Annotated in this window: 16 protein-coding genes, 1 tRNA gene and 1 pseudogene; 14 read left to right on the top strand and 4 right to left on the bottom strand. The window is 69.9% G+C overall.

Annotated features, from left to right (window positions below; all coding sequences use genetic code 11):
* Nucleotides 1-128: 128 nt before the first annotated feature.
* From BLS97_RS02480 to BLS97_RS02460, 4 genes are all read left to right on the top strand, one after another.
* Complete coding sequence (locus BLS97_RS02480) at nt 129-1,124, top strand: transglycosylase family protein (protein ID WP_269457487.1); 996 nt, start codon at nt 129-131, stop codon at nt 1,122-1,124.
* Between the two features lie 218 nt (nt 1,125-1,342).
* Nucleotides 1,343-1,416 (top strand) — tRNA-Leu (locus BLS97_RS02475).
* Nucleotides 1,417-2,012: 596 nt separating this feature from the next.
* A complete protein-coding gene (locus BLS97_RS02465; RefSeq protein WP_090474434.1) occupies nt 2,013-2,831 on the top strand; it encodes a Bax inhibitor-1/YccA family protein in 819 nt (272 codons plus the stop codon).
* Nucleotides 2,828-3,130, top strand: a complete 303-nt coding sequence (locus BLS97_RS02460; RefSeq protein ID WP_090474433.1) for a hypothetical protein — start codon at nt 2,828-2,830, stop codon at nt 3,128-3,130. The genes BLS97_RS02465 and BLS97_RS02460 overlap by 4 nt, the downstream gene beginning before the upstream one ends.
* Nucleotides 3,131-3,152: 22 nt before the next feature.
* Here the strand turns inward: BLS97_RS02460 and BLS97_RS02455 are convergent, their stop codons facing one another.
* Nucleotides 3,153-4,115 carry an SGNH/GDSL hydrolase family protein gene (locus BLS97_RS02455; protein ID WP_157695126.1) on the bottom strand — a complete coding sequence of 321 codons (963 nt, stop codon included), beginning with the start codon at nt 4,113-4,115 and terminating at the stop codon, nt 3,153-3,155.
* A gap of 393 nt (nt 4,116-4,508) precedes the next feature.
* Between BLS97_RS02455 and BLS97_RS02450 the strand changes: the two genes are divergently transcribed.
* A complete protein-coding gene (locus BLS97_RS02450) occupies nt 4,509-5,873 on the top strand; it encodes a cystathionine beta-synthase (protein ID WP_090474430.1) in 1,365 nt (454 codons plus the stop codon).
* On the opposite strand, the gene BLS97_RS02445 is transcribed toward BLS97_RS02450, so the two are convergent.
* On the bottom strand, nt 5,862-6,734 hold the full coding sequence (locus BLS97_RS02445) for an NAD(P)H-binding protein (protein WP_090474428.1): 873 nt from the start codon (nt 6,732-6,734) through the stop codon (nt 5,862-5,864). The two genes, BLS97_RS02450 and BLS97_RS02445, sit on opposite strands and share 12 nt — an antisense overlap.
* Before the next feature lie 143 nt (nt 6,735-6,877).
* On the opposite strand from BLS97_RS02445, the gene BLS97_RS23670 reads away from it, so the two are divergent.
* The 5 genes from BLS97_RS23670 (at nt 6,878) to ilvA (ending at nt 11,469) form a co-directional block, all read left to right on the top strand.
* Nucleotides 6,878-7,318 (top strand): winged helix-turn-helix transcriptional regulator, encoded by a 441-nt coding sequence (locus BLS97_RS23670; RefSeq protein ID WP_090474426.1) that lies wholly within the window; start codon nt 6,878-6,880, stop codon nt 7,316-7,318.
* A 69-nt stretch (nt 7,319-7,387) separates the two neighbouring features.
* The gene (locus BLS97_RS02435) at nt 7,388-7,879 is read left to right on the top strand and encodes a hypothetical protein (protein ID WP_090474424.1); all 492 of its coding nucleotides are present in this window, start codon (nt 7,388-7,390) and stop codon (nt 7,877-7,879) included.
* Between the two features lie 93 nt (nt 7,880-7,972).
* Nucleotides 7,973-9,124, top strand: a complete 1,152-nt coding sequence (locus BLS97_RS02430; RefSeq protein WP_090474423.1) for a cystathionine gamma-synthase — start codon at nt 7,973-7,975, stop codon at nt 9,122-9,124.
* 59 nt (nt 9,125-9,183) lie between these two features.
* Nucleotides 9,184-10,191, top strand: coding sequence for an ROK family protein (locus BLS97_RS02425; protein WP_197676372.1), 1,008 nt, complete (start codon nt 9,184-9,186; stop codon nt 10,189-10,191).
* A gap of 36 nt (nt 10,192-10,227) precedes the next feature.
* Nucleotides 10,228-11,469: a threonine ammonia-lyase gene (ilvA, locus tag BLS97_RS02420; RefSeq protein ID WP_090474421.1), complete on the top strand. Its 1,242-nt coding sequence runs from the start codon at nt 10,228-10,230 to the stop codon at nt 11,467-11,469.
* Between the two features lie 65 nt (nt 11,470-11,534).
* Here ilvA and greA read toward each other — a convergent pair whose 3' ends face one another.
* Nucleotides 11,535-12,026, bottom strand: coding sequence for a transcription elongation factor GreA (gene greA / locus BLS97_RS02415; RefSeq protein ID WP_090474420.1), 492 nt, complete (start codon nt 12,024-12,026; stop codon nt 11,535-11,537).
* 470 nt (nt 12,027-12,496) lie between these two features.
* Between greA and mca the strand changes: the two genes are divergently transcribed.
* From mca to BLS97_RS24110, 4 genes and pseudogenes are all read left to right on the top strand, one after another.
* Complete coding sequence (gene mca, locus BLS97_RS02410) at nt 12,497-13,447, top strand: mycothiol conjugate amidase Mca (RefSeq protein ID WP_231988315.1); 951 nt, start codon at nt 12,497-12,499, stop codon at nt 13,445-13,447.
* Complete coding sequence (locus tag BLS97_RS02405) at nt 13,444-13,758, top strand: hypothetical protein (RefSeq protein ID WP_090474417.1); 315 nt, start codon at nt 13,444-13,446, stop codon at nt 13,756-13,758. Before mca ends, BLS97_RS02405 begins: the two co-directional genes overlap by 4 nt.
* A 1-nt stretch (nt 13,759) precedes the next feature.
* The gene (locus BLS97_RS02400; protein WP_090474415.1) at nt 13,760-15,787 is read left to right on the top strand and encodes a thioredoxin domain-containing protein; all 2,028 of its coding nucleotides are present in this window, start codon (nt 13,760-13,762) and stop codon (nt 15,785-15,787) included.
* Between the two features lie 553 nt (nt 15,788-16,340).
* A pseudogene (locus BLS97_RS24110) lies at nt 16,341-16,907 on the top strand (hypothetical protein); the annotation flags it as partial.
* A gap of 176 nt (nt 16,908-17,083) precedes the next feature.
* Here BLS97_RS24110 and trhA read toward each other — a convergent pair.
* On the bottom strand, nt 17,084-17,758 hold the full coding sequence (gene trhA, locus BLS97_RS02390) for a PAQR family membrane homeostasis protein TrhA (RefSeq protein WP_197676370.1): 675 nt from the start codon (nt 17,756-17,758) through the stop codon (nt 17,084-17,086).
* Nucleotides 17,759-17,814 lie beyond the last annotated feature (56 nt).

Genomic DNA, 17,814 nt, shown 5'->3' with positions numbered 1-17,814 from the left:
CCAGGGGGTCTGACCTGCGAGAGCTGACCTGAAAGAGAGCCGACTTGATGCATCTGCATGATGAGTTGTCAACGGAACCGCGCACCGAAAAGCGCGCCCGCGTTCGGGCGAGATTACGCCGCAATCGGGTGATCGCGGGTGCGATCTCGGTACTCGTTGCCACGGGAGTTGTCGTCGCGACGATTGGCTCGGCCAGTGCCGAGCCGTCCGCGGGCGATTGGCTGAAACTCCGCAACTGCGAATCAGGTGGTAACTACTCCACCAATACCGGTAACGGCTATTACGGCGCCTACCAGTTCGATCTCGGCACCTGGCAGAGTATCGGCGGCAGCGGACTGCCGAGCAACGCCAGTGCGGCTACCCAGGACGCCCTTGCCTACAAGCTCTGGCAGCAGCGCGGCTGGAGCCCGTGGACGTGCGCGAGCATCGTCGGTCTCCCCGCGGGTGGTTCCGGTGGGCCGGCCCGAGTTGCCACCGTCCGGGCCGCGCCGAAAGTACTTCCGGCGCAGCAGCGCGCGCACCTCGACAGCGTTCGTTACGACGCCGCGTCGGGGCGTTTGATCGTGACCGGTTGGGCGCTCGACGCCAACCATCCGCGCGCAACCAGCCGGGTGAAAGTGACGATCAACAACTGGACCACCACCTGGAAGGCGGCAACCCGCCGGGCGGACGTGAACCGGTCGACGCACGTCGCCGGAGCCCATGGCTATTCGGTCGCCATCGCGTCGTCGTCGGGCCGGAAGCGAGTCTGTGTCACCCTCGTCGCCATGGGCTCGAGTCCGGCCCGCGTTCTGGGCTGCAAGGTCGTCAACGTCCCGGTGAAGATCCGCGAGCGCACCTCCATGAAGTCGATCGGTGGTCGCGCGGTGGTGGCCGGCTGGACCTTCGACAATGCCGCTCCGGCTCGTTCGGTCGCCGTCTCGGTGACCGTCAACGGGGTCAAGCACCGAGTGGCCGCCAACTTGCCGTCGTCGGGGCCGTCCTCGGTGTTCGGCGTGCCCGGCAAACACGGGTTCCGGGCCGGCTTTGCTCTGCGGAAGGGCGGCAACCGGGTCTGTGTCACCGTGATGGGCGTGACCGCTTCTCACAACCATGCCGTTGCTTGCAAGATTCTGACGGGCTGATGACTCCCGGGCTGCTCCGGACCGTCGGGGGTCGGAGCCGTCCCGGGTACCCGATTGACGAGCGGCGCCGCCGGCCAAGGACACGTCCTGGCCGGCGGCGCCGCTCGTGTGCTGGGCCTCGGACGCCGATCCGACGGCGTCGCGTGGAAGACGACGCCGAGCGGAAACGGTGCGTCGGCCGCGGTGGGCAGCATCTACGCTGACGCCAGAGGTTGCTGGCCCTCGTAGCCCAATCGGCAGAGGCGACCGACTTAAAATCGGTGCAGTGCGGGTTCGAGTCCCGCCGGGGGCACTGAGCAGCACCTAATCGACCCGGTGGCGCGGCCTCGCCGACCTGATACAGGGCCACCGGCTCACTTGGACCCGCTGCGGGGCCGGTGGAGAGCATCTCGAACCCGGCCCGTGCGTAATCCTCGTCATGGCGCTCGGCTGGGTATTCGTCTTCGTCGGCTGGCTTCTTGCGCTCGCGTCCGGTCTGTTGTGGTTACGTCGATACCCGGGGCAGCGTATTGGACGGAACTGCCCTGGCACTCACACCCAAGGTTGGAAATCCTGGACGCTCCTGGCCGTTGGGTATCTGGGGTTCGGAGTCTTCGGCGGTGAGCGGCTTCAGGAGCGGTACGGCGGTATCTGGGAGTGGCTCATTCCGTTTTTCCTAACGTTCGGTCTCGGTGTCGCCATGGCGCTTCCGGTCATTTCGCGGATGCGAATTCTGCCCCGGCCGCACTAGCCGAGCCGTTGCCCTAGCAGTCGGCCCACGGTCGTGCCGCTCCGTCGGGCACCGCCGGTCGCGGCCCCACGGTCGCCGGTCTACGGTTGGGAACTTCGTCGCTGCCGCTGGCGTTGACATGGTGACCGCACAGATCGGCCACAGGGCCGGCGGAAGTGATGTGCGGCCGGTTCGTCCGAGGGAGTGAAGTCGTGCAGAGCAGTAATCCCGCTTTCCGCAGCTTGAACCAGCAGCCGGGCGCGGCGCAGCAGGGTGCCCCGAGTGCGGCCTACCTGCAGCAGATGTACGCGCAGCCGTCCACCGGTGCCCCGGCCCGTGAGCGGTTCCTGACGTTGGACGACGTGGTGGCCAAGACGGCCACCGTCCTTGGTGTCGGAATCGTGTCGGCCGTCGTGGCGATGTCGATCAACCTCACCTGGGGCCTCATCGCCCCGGCGATGATCGTCGGGCTGGTCCTCGCCCTGGTCATCATCTTCAAGCAGTCGACGAATCCGGCTCTGATCCTGGGCTATTCGGTGGCCGAGGGCCTCGCCCTTGGCGGCATCACCGGCGTCTTCGAATCCATCCCGCAGTACGCCGGGGTCGGTCTGCAGGCCCTGGTCGGAACGCTCGGGGTATTCGCCGGCATGTTGATCGTCTACAAGACGGGCGCGATCCGGGTCACCCCGAAGTTCACGAAGATGCTGATCGGCGCCATGATCGGCGTCGTCGTACTGGTCGTGTTCAACCTGATCGCCAGCCTGTTCGGGGTGAACACCCACCTGCGTGACGGCAGCACCATGTCGATCATCATCTCGCTGGTCATCATCGTCATCGCGGCGCTGAGCTTTCTGCTCGATTTCGACCAGATCGACAAGGCCATCAAGGTCGGGGCACCGGCCAGCTACGCCTGGTATGCCGCATTCGGTCTGATGGTCACCATGGTCTGGCTGTACCTGGAGATCCTGCGCCTGCTGGCCAACCTCCGCGACAATTGACCTCGACGACCACTCCAGGCCCGCAGCTCACCGATCTGTTCCGGCGGCTGTGGGCCTGGAACGTCTCGTCCTGGCAGCACGGTGACCGGATCGAGTTGGCCCGCGTGACCCTGCGCCGGCTGGCCGCGATGGCCTCCGACAGCGACGGCCTCGCCCGCCCGGACGTGCCGGACGTCGGTCCCCACGCGCTGGCCGACCAGTTGTTCGTCCTCGCTGCTGACGCTCTGGGGTCCGGTTGTTCGACCGAGGCTGTCGAGGCGGTCCTGCTGGACCTGGGCGGCGCGCTCCGACTGCGCTGATGTCGGCCCGGACGTCTCGCGCTCAGGCCACGACATCGCCGTCGAGCGCGGCGGCCGTGCCTCGCAGTTCCTGGATCGCGACCGGTAGCAGTGCGGCCACGGCCTTCGCATAGCCGGCGCCCGACGGGTGGAAGCGGTCGCCGGCGAACAGTTCCGGGTCGTGGGCGAAGTCCGGGCTGACCAGCCGTCCGATTGCCACCGGCCGGCCGCCGGCCGCCAGCACGGCCCGCTCCTGCAGGGTGGCCAGCAGAACGGACCAGGAGTGCAGCACCGACCGCAGCGGCTGGGGGATCGGCCCGATCACCCCGAAATCCGGACACGTCCCGACGACGACCGGAATGCGCTGGGCCCGGAGGGCGGCGACGGCGTCACCCAGGTGGTCGGCCGACCGGCCCGGCGGCACTTTGTCCCGGATGTCGTTGGCACCCACCACGATCACCGCGAGATCCGGGGCGCCCGGTAAGGCCTCGGCCAGCTGACGGGGGAGGTCGGCGGCGCCGCTGCCGCTGCGACCGTGGGTCCGCAACCGGACCGGCCGGTCCAGGGCGGCGGCCACGCCTCTCGCGAGCAGGACGCCGGGCACCTCCTCGGCCCGGCGAGTGCCGTATCCGACCGACGTCGAATCTCCGAGCATGGCCAGCACCAGGGGCCGGGCGGCGCCGAATCTCTCACCGGGAGGAACATCCGGGACGAGCGCACCGTCGGCCGCGTACACGCCGTCCGCCGCCGGCACCGGGAGCCGGGCGATGCGTTCGCGATCCATACCGGCGGCGGATGCGATCAGCCCGTCGGCCAGCGCCGAATCGACCGCCGCCCGCTCGATGGCGCGAACGGTGGACCGAGCCTGCGTCATCAGCGCGGTCAGGGCCGCGCCGACCAGGCCGGCACTCACGCCGATCCCCGCCGCTGTGGCGACGATCGCCCGGCTGGACACTCCGCGCCGCTGGTTCCCCACCCGGACGCCGGCGCCGGATCTCTGCCCCATGAACGTCACTTCTTTCCTGCGTTCGAGCCCTCTTCACCCGGCCGGCGAGATCAGGTCAGCGACCGAGAGGAACAATTGTGCTCCTTTGTCGTCCTGATCGATACCCGGTGTCACGCGGAGGGGTCGGGCGTGATCCGCCCCCGCCGGCCGGAGGTGCCTGTGCCCACCGGGCTGCCGATCGGGGGTTGCCGTTGGTGGTCCGGGCGATGGCGGCCCGTTAACCTGCTTACACAGGGCGCAACGTGGCGAGGGACGCCGCGCATGCCGAGAACGGAACCTGCCGGTCGTTGGACCCTTCGGCAGAGGCTGTTCCGGTGCCGTCCGAGCGGTGGCCATCCCAAGCAGACCGTCCGAAAGCAACTGGCGCGACGCGCCGACAAGGAGATCTCTCACGTGCGCTACGCCCAGTCCGTCGTCGACCTGGTCGGCGGCACCCCGTTGGTCAAGCTCAACTCCCTCGCCGCCGGGCTCAAGCCGTTGATCCTGGCCAAGATCGAGTACGTGAATCCGGGCGGGTCGGTCAAGGACCGGATCGCCCTCAAGATGATCACCGAGGCGGAGAAGTCCGGTGAACTCCGGCCGGGCGGCACCATCGTCGAGCCGACCAGCGGTAACACGGGCGTCGGGTTGGCCCTGGTCGCGCAGCAGCGCGGCTACCACTGCATCTTCGTCTGCCCGGACAAGGTCAGCGAGGACAAGCGGAACGTCCTGCGGGCCTACGGGGCCGAAGTGGTCGTCTGCCCGACCGCCGTCGCTCCGGAAGACCCGGACAGTTACTACTCCGTCTCCGATCGACTGGTCCGTGAGACCCCGGGGGCCTGGAAGCCCAACCAGTACGCCAACCCGGCCAATCCGGCGTCGCACTACGAGTCGACCGGCCCGGAGATCTGGGCCGACACCGACGGCAAGGTCACCCATTTCGTGGCCGGCGTCGGCACCGGAGGCACCATCTCCGGCACCGGCCGCTACCTGAAGGACATGTCCGGGGGCGCGGTGCGCGTGATCGGCGCCGACCCGGAGGGATCGGTCTACTCCGGCGGCACCGGGCGCCCGTACCTGGTGGAAGGGGTCGGAGAGGACTTCTGGCCGAGCGCCTACGACCCGACGGTGACGGACGAGATCGTCGCCGTGTCCGACGCCGAGTCGTTCGCCGTCACCCGGCGGTTGGCCCGCGAGGAGGGCCTGCTGGTCGGCGGCTCCTGCGGAATGGCCGTCGCCGCCGCGTTGCGGGTCGCCCAGCACCTGACCGAGGACGACGTGGTGGTCGTCCTCCTGCCCGACGGCGGCCGGGGCTACCTGTCCAAGATCTTCAACGACGAGTGGATGGCGTCGTACGGATTCCTCACCCAGGACGGGCACACCACGGTCGGGGACGTACTGCGCCGCAAGAGCGGCGAGCTCCCGTCCATGGTGCACACCCATCCGAACGAGACCGTCCGCGACGCCGTGGAGATCATGCACGAGTACGGCGTATCGCAGATGCCGGTGGTGTCGGCCGAACCGCCCGTCATGGCGGGCGAGGTGGTGGGTTCGGTCTCCGAACGGGCGCTGCTGGAGGACCTGTTCACCGGACGGGCCACGTTGGCCGACGCCGTGTCGTCCCACATGGCGGCGCCGCTGCCGTTGGTCGGCTCGGGCGAGGAGATCCCGTCCATCCGCGCCGCACTGGAGCGTTCGGACGCCGTCATGGTGATCGACGACGGCAAGCCGGCCGGGGTGCTCACCCGGGCCGACCTGCTCAACTTCCTAACCGGCTGACACGGCCTGCGCCGCGGCGGCCCTGAAGAACTCGATCGGGTCGGCCGTCGGGCGGCCGATCAGTTGCGAGAGCTGGTGGGAGTCGGTCTCCAGGTCGCCGCGCGCGATGGCCTGATCGATGCCGACCACGAACTCGGCCACACCGGCCGGGAGGCCGGCGCCGGTCAGCACCTCGGTGTAGGCCGGCGCGGTGAGCTGCTGATAGACCACGGGCGTTCCGGCGCCGGCGGCGAAGGCGGCGGCCTGCTCGGCCAGCGTGAAGGACGTGTCGCCCCCGAGTTCGAGGATCTGCCCCTCGAACCCGCTGCCCAGCAGGACTGCGGCGGCGGCCGCTGCGTAGTCGGCCCGGGCGGCCGCCGATACCCGGCCGTCACCGGCCACCCCGACGATCGTCCCCCGGGCGATGGTGGCGGCCAGGTCGCCGGTGTAGTTCTCCAGGTACCAGCCGTTGCGCAGGAAGGTGTACGGCAGGCCCGAGGCGACGATCAACTCTTCGGTGGCCTTGTGTTCCGGCGCCAGGTTGAGCTGCGTGGTGTCGGCCCGCAGCAGGCTCGTGTAGGCGAGGTAGCCGACCCCGGCGGCCACGGCCGCCTCGACGACGTTCCGGTGCTGGGGTACCCGCACGCCCGGCTCGCTGGCCGAGATCAACAGCAGCCGCTGGACTCCGGTCAGGGCGGCGGTCAGCGCGTCGCGCTGGCCGTAGTCGGCCACGCGAACGTCGATGCCCTGGGCGGCAAGGTCTTCGGCCTTGCCGGCGGATCGGACGACGGCGACGATCTGCTCGGCCGGCGTACCGGCCTTCAGCAGGTCGGCGATGACGAGGCGGCCGAGGTGACCGGTGGCTCCGGTGATGGCGATCATGGCGTGCTCCCTGAAGATGATGGCGGTGGATCGACGGCTGACCGGTCCACTGGCACTAACTCCTGGTTAGTGCCGCCTGTTCCGTTAGTGATGCGGATCACCGAAGGGGCGGACGGTGGCGATCCCGGAGGTACCTTGCTGGGGTGTCCCATCCCGCACTCCGGCCCCCGGCTCCGGACGACCCGGCTCCGGACGACCCGGCTCCGGACGTCCCGTCCTCGCTGATCGCCGACGTCTTCGCGCGCGGCTGCTCGTCCCGGTCGGTCGTGGAGACCGTCGCCGGCAAGTGGGGTGCGCTGGTCATGCTGGCCCTGGCCGAGGAGCCGCGACGGTTCAATGCTCTCCGGCGGCGGGTCGATGGGGTCAGCGAGAAGATGTTGGCCCAGACCCTCCAGGCCCTGGAACGGGACGGCATGGTCAATCGTGACGTGCAGGCCGAGATCCCCCCGCGGGTGGAGTACAGCCTGACCGAGCTCGGCGCACCCGTCGCCGCGCGGCTGGGGGCCCTGGTCAGCCTGGTCGAGTCCGAGACGGCCGCCGTACTCGAAGCCCGGCGGCGGTACGACGAGCGTCAGGCCCGCTGAACGCCGCTGCGTCCGGCGTCGGTGCGAACTACCCTGGACGGGAACGAGCGCGGCTGGAGGTGATGCGACGTGACCTATCTACCGGCACCGTACGAATCCGCCCGGCAGGACGACCTTCCGGCCGCGCTGGCCGCCGGCCTCACCGTCACCGTGGCCGGCATCAGTAGCTGGATCCTCGGCCGCTGGTCCTACGACCACGGACGGGCGCTCATCGACCAGATCAGGGCGAACCAGGGCACCACGTTGCCGAAGTACGTCCTGATCCCGACCGTGGGCTGGGGCGCGGCCGTGCTGCTGATGGTCATCGGTTCGGTGTTGCTGGCCTTCCGGCTCGGCCGCGGTGTCCTCGTGCTCGGGGCGATGATCGCCATCGCCACCACGGCCGTGGCCCAGTTCAGCTACCACTACGGATCGAGCGTCGCGATCCCGCAGTGGTCTCTCTACTGGGGAGCCGTGGTCGTGTTCGCGGTGGCTGTGCTTCCGGCCACCGGACGTTGGGTGACCGCCGTCGGGGCAGCGAAACCGGCGTTTCCGCCGTCCGCGACCTATCTGCCGACGTGACCGCCGGGGCGGGGCACGAAAGTCCGTCCTTTCGTCGGTCGTGCGGGTCTCGTCGTCCGTCCGGCATCCGCCCGCGTCCGCTAGCCTGAGCGCATGACGACCCCGGCCGATGACGGCTTCGCGACCCGCGCCATCCACGTCGGCCAGGAGCCGGACGCCACCACCGGTGCGGTCGTGGTGCCGATCTACCAGACCTCCACCTTCGCCCAGGACGTGGTGGGCGAGACCAGGGCCGGTTACGACTACTCCCGCGCCGGCAATCCCACCCGCACCGCGCTCGAACTCGCCCTGGCCAGCCTCGAGCGAGGCCGCCACGGCAAGGCGTTCGCGTCCGGCATGGCCGCCGCCGACGCCGCGATCCGGGCCATCCTCCGTCCCGGTGACCACCTGATCATCCCGTCTGACGCCTACGGCGGGTCCTTCCGCCTGATCGACAAGATCGGCGTGCCGTGGGGACTCACCTATTCGGCCGTGCCGTTGGCCGACCTCGACGCCGTCCGAGCGGCCGTCCGACCCAACACCAGGTTGATCTGGTGCGAGACCCCGACCAACCCGCTGCTGGGTATCGCCGACATCTACGAGCTGGCCGCCATCGCCCGCGACGCCGATGCGAAGCTCTTGGTGGACAACACTTTTGCCTCGCCGTACCTGCAGCAGCCGCTGGCTCTGGGGGCGGACATCGTTCTGCACTCCACGACCAAGTACGTCGGCGGCCACTCCGACGTCGTCGGGGGCGCCCTGATCACCGCGAACGACGAGCTGGGGGAGGCGTTCAGCTTCCACGCCAAGTCGATGGGAGCCGTCGCCGGTCCGTTCGACTCGTGGCTGACCCTCCGCGGACTCAAGACGCTGGCCGTCCGGATGGAACGTCACTGTGACAACGCCGAGCAGATCGTCGACCTGCTCGAGTCGCACAGCCGGGTCGGCACCGTCTACTACCCCGGCCTCGAAACCCATCCGGGCCACGATGTCGCCGCCGGACAGATGCACCGCTTCGGCGGCATGGTCTCGTTCCGGGTGGTCGGTGGCCGGGAGGAAGCGGTGAAGATCTGCTCCCGGACCCGGTTGTTCACCCTCGGCGAGTCCCTCGGCGGGGTCGAATCACTGATCGAGCACCCGGCCCTGATGACCCACGCCAGCGTCGCCGGGTCGAGCCTCGAGGTCCCGGACGACCTGATCCGGTTGTCGGTCGGCATCGAGGACATCGACGATCTGATCGCCGACCTCTCGGACGCGCTCGACTGATCGTCGTCGGTTCGCCGCGAACGGTCACCGCGATCACCCGGGCGGGCGAGAATGGACGCGTGCCGATCAACACCGAATCGATCATGATCCCTGACACCGACCGCGAATCGAGCCAGCCCCTCGACCTCTCGCGGTGCGCATTGGCCGTCGACATCGGCGGCACGAAGTTCGCAGCCGGGATCGTCACCGAGCTGGGGGAGATCGTCTCGTCGCGGCGCATCGGCAATCCGCAGGGCAGCAACCCGGAGGAGTTGTACGACGCTCTGACCGACGTCATCGATTCGGTGCTGCACGCGGTGGGTCTGGAGTCGGACCAGCCGCTGCCGATGCCGGCGGTCGGCATCGCCACGGCCGCCCCGCTCGACCGGGACGCCGGCACGGTGTCCCCGGTGAACATTCCGGCCTGGCGCGGCTTCCCGCTGCGCGACCGCCTGGTCGAGCGGTACGGCCTCGGCGTACGGATGTTCGGTGACGCGGTGGCGGTGGCGGTGGGCGAGCACTGGCGCGGCGCCGCCCGCGGACGCCGGAACGTGCTCGGCATGGTCGTCTCCACGGGTATCGGCGGTGGCGTCATCATCGACGGGCGGGTGGTGCCGGGCACCACCGGGAACGCGGGCCACATCGGCCACATCAGTGTCGATCCGTTCGGGCCGCCCTGCGTGTGCGGCGGCATCGGATGCCTGGAGGCGGTGGCCAGCGGGACCAGCATCGCCGGGTGGGCCAGGGCCCACGGTCTGGATGTGCCGGACGCCGGGGCGGTGGCTGCCGCGGCCCGCCGGGGCGACCCGATCGCACTGGCCACCTTCCGCCGGGCCGGAGAGGCGATCGGACTGGCCGTGGCCGGCGCCGTGACCCTGCTGGACCTCGACGTGGTGGTGATCGGCGGGGGTGTGGCCGGGGCCGGATCGCTGCTGTTCGATCCGATCGCCGACGGGTACGCCAAGTTCGCTGGCCTGGGCTACGCGTCCTCCCCGCGCGTCATCCCGGCCCTGCTCGGCGGAGACGCCGGCCTCATCGGTGCGGCCGCGGTGGTGCTGCAACCGGACAGCTACTGGCCGCACGCCTAGCGTTGCGGATACGGCCGGGGCTGGCAGGATGCGGTGATGACCGAACCTGTGTTGAGCGCGGCCGAGGTACGCATGATCGGCGTCGAGGAGATCCAGGAGGCCGCGGCCCTGCTGGAGGGCGTCATCCGGTACACCCCGATGGAGTCCTCGCGGCCACTGAACCTGCTGGTCGGCGGGCCGGTGTACCTCAAGTGCGAGAACCTCCAGCGCACCGGATCGTTCAAGATCCGCGGCGCCTACACCCGGATCTCCCGGCTCACCGACGCGGAACGGGCGAACGGGGTGGTCGCGGCCAGCGCCGGCAACCACGCGCAGGGGGTGGCCCTGGCCGCGGCGCTGCTCGGGTGCCAGGCGACGGTCTACATGCCGGTCGGCGCGTCCATCGCGAAGCTGTCGGCCACCCGGGCCTACGGAGCCACGGTGCACCTGCACGGCGAGACGCTCGACGAGTCACTGATCGAGGCGCGGGCGTTCGCCGCGCGGACCGGGGCGGTCCTGGTGCACCCGTTCGACCATCCGGACATCCTGCGCGGCCAGGGCACCGTCGGACTGGAGATCCTCGAGCAGGTGCCCGACGTGGCCACCATCGTGGTGGCGGCCGGAGGTGGCGGCCTGATCAGCGGGATCGCCGCCGCCGTGAAGGCAACGCGGCCCGATGTGAAGATCGTCGGGGTACAGGCCGAACAGGCCGCGGCCTGGCCGGGCTCGCTGGCCGCCGGGCATCCGGTCCGTCTGATGAAGATGTCCACCCTGGCCGACGGCATCGCCGTCGGCGAACCCACCGCGCTGACCTACACGCACGTCAGCGAGTTGGTGGACGACGTCGTGACGGTGTCGGAGGATCAACTCTCCCGGGCCATGCTGCTGTGTCTGGAGCGGGCGAAGCTGGTGGTCGAACCGGCCGGGGTGGCGGCGGTGGCCGCCATCATGGCGACGCCGGAGATGTTCACGCCGCCGGTGGTGGCGGTGCTCTCCGGCGGAAACATCGACCCGCTGGTGCTGCTGCACGTCACCCAGCACGGCCTGGTCGCGGCCGGACGGTTCCTCTCGTTGCGCATCGAGATCTCCGACCGTCCCGGATCACTCGCCCGCCTGCTGGCCCTGGTGGGCGAACTCGGGGCGTCGGTGGTCGACGTCGAGCAGTCCCGGCTCGGCAGTTCGCTGGCCCTGGGCGACGTGGAGGTCGACCTGCGGCTGGAATGCCGCGGGCCCTCCCACCGCGACGAGCTGCTGGAACGCCTGGCCGAAGCCCGATACCGGGTGATCGACCACCGTTGAACACCCGGCAACGAGCAGTGGCCGCACCCGGTCCCGGGTGCGGCCACTACGGCTGACGGAGAGGGTCAGCCCGCGTACGGGGTCGCGTCGACGATCTTGACCTTCTGGATCGTGCCGTTGGGCAGCGCGTACTCGCGGAATTCGCCCTTCGATGCGCCACGGATGGCCGCGCCGAGCGGGGACTGCGGCGAGTAGACCTGCAGCGATCCGTGGGTGCCCTCCTCGCGGGAACCGAGCAGGAATGTCTCCTGGTCGCTGTCGTCCCCGTCGTAGGCGATGGTGACCACCATGCCGGGCTCGACCGTGCCGTCGTCGGCCGGGCGGACGCCGACCTGGGCGTCACGCAGCAGTTCCTGGAGCTTGCGGATCCGGTCTTCCATCTTGGCCTGCTCGTCGCGGGCCGCGTGGTAACCACCGTTCTCCTTGAGGTCACCCTCCTCGCGACGGGCGTTGATCTCCGCGGCGATGACCGGTCGCTGCAGTACCAGCTCGTCGAGCTCGTGCTTGAGACGGTCGTGCGCCTCCTGGGTCAGCCAGGTTGCGACTGTTCCGGTCATGTCAACTCCTTGCTACGTGTATGAAAGAACCCGATCAATTGTGGAATCCAAAGGGGCACTACTGGAAATGCCAACGTTCTTGCGCGATGCACCGTCCCCGCAGGGCTCTTCCTCACGCGAACTGCCCCGAGGTTCGGGTGGGCAGAGCCCGGGCGCGTTGCCGTACCCGGAGGTTTACCCGGCTGCGTGACCCGAGGAAAAGCGGCCAGGCGGCCCTCGCAGGGCCGCCTGAATGGTTGCAAGTTTAACACGCTGCAATCCGCGCGGCCGGAAATTGCGGCAAACGAGGACCGGCCGGCCGGGGCGGCTGCAGCCGGTCGTCGGGCGGTCGTCGACGGCGGGACGGCGTGCCCGGGGGACCACGTGCGCGTGGGCCTGGGGCCGGCCGGGTCAATGGACCGGCCGGGTCGGGGGACAATGATGGGTGACGAGGCGGTGACCCGCCCGGACGCAAAGGATGGACGTTTCAAGTGAGCGAGGGCCTGATGGACACCCGGGATTCGATCGTCGACGCTGCACGGGCCAGAGCGGCGGCCGCCGCAGCGGCACCGCTTCGCCTGATGGCGGTACACGCCCACCCGGACGACGAGTCGAGCAAAGGCGCCGCCAGCCTGGCCAAGTACGCCCACGACGGCGTCGGCGTGATGGTCGTGTCCTGCACCGGCGGCGAGCGCGGAGACATCCTCAATCCGAAGTTCGCCGACACCGACGTCGACATCCCGGCCCTGCGGATCGCCGAGATGGCAAGGGCGGCCGAGATTCTCGGTGTCGCCCACACCTGGCTCGGCTTCGAGGACTCGGGCTACCACGAGGGAGACCCCGAGACCTGGAACCTGCCCGCGGGTTCGTTCGGCGCCCTGGATCCGGCGATCGAGATCGAGGCGCTGGTCCGTGTGGTGCGGGAATTCCGGCCCCACGTCATGACGACCTACGACGAGAACGGCGGCTATCCGCACCCCGACCACATCCGCTGCCACGTGGTGTCGATGGCGGCGTTCGAGGCCGCCGGTGACCCGGATGCCTACCCGGGAACCGGCGACCCTTGGCAGCCGCTGAAGCTGTACTACAACGTCGGGTTCTCCCGTCAACGCATGCTGGCCATCAACGAGGCCGTCCGGGAGAAGACCGGTGAAGGGCCCTTCGACGAGTGGATCAAGCGGTTCAACGACAACCCCCGTCCGGATCCCGGCATCCGGACCACCACCAAGGTCGAGGTGGCCGGATTCTTCCAGCAGCGGGACGACGCGCTCAAGGCACATGAGACGCAGATCGACCCGAATGCCCACTGGTTCGCCGTTCCGCACGACATCGAGGCGTCGGTGTGGACGACGGACGACTACGAGCTGGCCCGATCGCTGGTCGACACGCAAGTGCCGGAGGACGATCTCTTCGCCGGCGTTCGGGACCGGGTGGAGTCATGAACGCGGTCACGCAGCTGGCGGTGTCGGTCCAGGGCTTTCTGGCCGACGGTGGCAACAGTCCGAGCGACGTCAACCAGACCACCGGCAAGGGGCCCGAGTGGGGTGAGGCGGCGCCGGTCGGCCTGCTGGTCATCGTCCTGCTCTGCGTCGCGGTCTACTTCCTGGTCAAGTCCCTGAACCGGAACATCCGCAAGGTGCCGGAGTCGTTCTCCACCGTGGGGACCCCCGGTGCCGAGGCCGACGGTCCGCGAACCGAACCGAGCACGACCGGGGCGGACGCCGACCCCGCACCGCCGGCCGGTTCGTCCTGACTTGAGCGGGTCCCGCCTGGCCCTGGCCACATCCACCTACCTCCGGCAGCACGCCGGTCAGCCGGTCGACTGGTGGCCCTGGTGCGACGAGGCCTTCGCCGAGGCGAAGCGGCGCGACGTGCCGGTCCTGTTGTCGATCGGGTACGCGTCGTGCCACTGGTGTCACGTGATGGCGCGCGAATCCTTCTCCGATCCCGCAGTCGCCGCCCAGCTGAACCGCGACTTCGTGGCGATCAAGGTGGACCGGGAGGAACGCCCGGACGTCGACGCGGTCTACATGACGGCCACCCAGGCGCTCACCGGGTCCGGCGGCTGGCCGATGACCTGCTTCCTCACGCCGGACCGGGAGCCCTTCTATGCGGGAACGTACTTCCCGCCGGAGCCGGCGCACCGGTTGCCGTCCTTCCGGCAGGTGCTGGCCGGGCTCACCGCGGCCTGGACGGACGACCGGTCCGGAGTCCTGCAAACGGCGGCGAAGATCCGGGCCTCACTGGCCGAGGTGGGGGTGGGCGCGGCGATGTCCACCGGGCAGGTGTCCGGGGCCGGGCCGCTGGACGGCGATGAGCTCACCCTGGCCGCCGAATCGCTGGTCGGACAGATGGACCAGGTCAACGGCGGGTTCCCGGGGGCGCCCAAGTTCCCGCCGTCGATGGTCTGCGAGTTCCTGCTGCGGCAGTACGAGCGGACCGGGGACGAACCGTCCCTGCGCAGCGCCGGTCGCACCCTGGAACAGATGGCCAGGGGCGGCATCTACGACCAGCTGGGCGGCGGCTTCGCCCGGTACAGCGTCGACTCCCGCTGGCACGTACCGCATTTCGAGAAGATGCTGGACGACAACGGGTTGCTTCTTTCGGTCTATGCCCACCACGCCCGGCTGACCGGCTCGACGCTCTCGACCGACGTCGTCGCGCGGACGGCCGAGTTCCTGCTCTCCGGTCTGCGGACCTCGACCGGTGCGTTCGCCGCTTCGCTCGACGCCGACACGGCCGGTGTCGAGGGCGCCACCTATCTGTGGACGCGGGCGCACTTCGACCAGGTGCTGGGCCAGGAGGACGGTGCCAGGGCCGCGGCCGTGTTCGGCCTCGACCGTGCGGATCACGACGAGGCCCTGGCCGGTGCCGTCCTCCGGTTGCCGGCCGATCCGGTGGACGGCGCGTGGTTCGACCGGATCCGGACGGCCCTGCTGGCGGCTCGGACGATCCGCCCGCAGCCCGGTCGGGACGACCTGATCGTGCTGCGCAGCAACGGCCTGGCCATCCGCGGCCTGGCCGAAGCCGGCGCTTCGGCCGGACGCGGGGACTGGATCGCCGCGGCGTCCGATGCGGCCCGGTACCTGCTGGCGGTGCATCGAGTCGACGGCCGGTGGCGTCGTTCGTCCCGCGACGGCGTGGTCGGCCCCGGGGCCGCTGTCCTGGTCGATCACGCGGACCTGGCCGGCGCGTTGCTGGCCCTGTACCAGGCCGACGGCGATCAACGGTGGCTGGACGAGGCATCGGCGGTGTTGGATCTGGTGGTGGCCCGGTTCGTCGCCCCGGACGGCGGATTCAACGACACCGCCGACGACGCGGAAACGTTGTTCCTGCGTCCGCGGGATCCGGGTGACGGGGCCGCCCCGTCCGGCGCCTCGTCCATCGCCGACGCACTCGTCACCGCCGGGGCACTGACCGGCCGGACCGACTACACGCGGATCGCCGAGCGCGCGATGGCTTCTGTCTCCACACTGATGCTGCGAGTGCCCCGGTCGGCCGGATGGCACCTGGCGGTCGCCGAAGCGCTGGTCGCCGGGCCGCTCCAGATCGCGGTGGCCGGCCACCCTGGTCCGGCCCGCGACGAGTTGGTCGCCCTGGTGCGCGCCCACGCGCCGGGCGGCGCAGTGGTCGTGGCCGGAGAGCCGGACTCCTCCGCTCTCCTGGCTGATCGCCACCTCCTCGACGGTCGTCCGGCCGTGTACGTGTGCCGCGGCTTTGTCTGCGACCGGCCCGTGACATCGGCGGCGGAGGTCCTCGCCCTGCTGTCTCGGCCTCGCTGACCACACGTTGTAATCATCGGACCGGATCGGGCACGACCGGGGCCCGTGCGGCCGGCCCGCGAACCGGACGCGCCGGAGCACACCGTCGCCGTCCTCTGCCTTGAGCGGGCCTGATCTGCCGATATCGCCTCCGTCGGGCTGACCGCCAAAGCCCGTTCGGGACGTCGGGGCCGACCCCGCACGTCCTCCGGCCGTGACTCTTCCTCCCGGAACAAATCGACCTTGTCGAGCCGTTGTAACGGCTGTAACGTTGTAATCAAATGCGGCCGCGAGCCAGCGGCGGCAGCGAGAAGAAGAGAGAAGCACCATGAAGACACATTTCAACTCTGCTCAAGGCCAGTTCGGTCGCCCGGGCGGGCCGGCCTTCGGACCCGAGTTCGGTGACGGACGCGGTCCGTTCGGCCCTGGTGGTCACGGTGGACGAGGTCACGGGCGTGGCCCGCGGTTCGGATTCGGGCCGGAAGGCCCCGGCCCGGAAGGTGAAGACGGCCCGCGCGGTCCGGGCGGCAAGGGCGGTCGGGGACGCGGTCCCGGCTTCGGCCCGGGCTTCGGCGGACGCGGCGGCTTCGGCCCCCGTGGTCGCGGACGCGGCCCGGCTCCGGAAGGTCCGGACGCTTCGGACGCGGCCGGCTGGTTTGCCGGTCGTCTGCCGAGCGACTGGTTCGTCGGGGCGCCGACCGTCACGGTCGATCGGGACGAGATCCTCATCGTCGGAGAGCTCCCGGCCGTGGAGAACACCGACCCGCAGGACGCGGCCGCGGTGGCCGCGGCCGAGGCCGGGCGCATTGCCCGGTTCCGTGAGGACACCCGCGAGGCCCGGATCGAGATCGCCCGTCAGGGGCAGTTCCGGTACGGGCGGGAGATCTCCTGGGGGGCCCGCCTCGGCGGCACCGAAGAGCTGTTCACGACCGCGTCGATCCCGGTGATGACCCGGCTGCGTCAGCCGGAGCGTCAGGTGCTGGACACCCTGGTCGATTCGGGAGTGGCCCGCAGCCGGTCCGATGCCCTGGTCTGGGCCATCCGGCTGGTCGGCGAGCATGCGGACGAATGGTTGGGCGACCTGCGCTCGGCCATGGAAGAGGTCAACCGCCTTCGGTCCGAAGGCCCGAACCTCGGCTGAGCCCTCGATCGGACGGCGAGCCGTCCGGGCCATGGTCCGGTCGGCCGCCGTCCGATCCTCCCGCTTAGCGTCTGTGACGACCCTGACCGGCGCATACGGAACTGCCGAAATAGGCGGATAACGCGCTTCGAACCGGCCGAACCGTATGCGGCGGGCCGGAATGTATGCGCGGAAAGTCAGCCGGGGTAGAGCACCAGGAAGATGGCGACGTAGTGACAGGCGGCAGCGAGGGTGACGCAGGCGTGGAACAACTCGTGATAGCCGAAGATGCCGGGCCACAGGTTGGGCTTGCGCAGTCCGTAGAACACGGCACCGACCGTGTAGAGCAGGCCACCGGCAATCACCAGCACGACGACCGCTACGCCACCCGCGTGCAGGATCTCCGGCATGGCGAAGATCGCGACCCAGCCGAGGCCGATGTAGAACGGAACCCCGACCCACCGTGGTGAGTGCGGCAGGAACATCTTCAGCGCGACGCCGCCGGCGGCTCCGGCCCAGACGATGATGAGCAGCACCTTGCCGAACGTGCCCGGGACGGCCAGCACGGCGAGCGGCGTGTAGGTGCCGGCGATGAACACGAAGATCATCGAGTGGTCGGCCCGCTTCATCCAGGTCCGCGCCCGCACGGAGACCCAGGTATGACGGTGGTAGGTGGCGCTGATGCCGAACAGGCCGACGATCGTCACGGCGTAGACGGAGCAGGCGACGGCCGCCTTGCTGCCGACGGTGGTCGCGGCCATCACGATCAGCAGAATGCCCAGCACCCCACCGACCAGCGCGGAGTACCAGTGGATCCATCCGCGGGCGCGTGGCCTCGCGATCGCTGGGGGCGGCGGCGTTGCGGGCATCATCAGCCCATGGTGCTCGACCGGGGCGAATCTTCCTAGCCGCCGGATCGGACGCCCGG

Source organism: Nakamurella panacisegetis, assembly GCF_900104535.1.
GTDB classification, from domain to species: domain Bacteria; phylum Actinomycetota; class Actinomycetes; order Mycobacteriales; family Nakamurellaceae; genus Nakamurella; species Nakamurella panacisegetis.
Note: the sequence above shows the minus strand (reverse complement) of the source record. Positions and strands in the feature narration are given on the sequence as shown.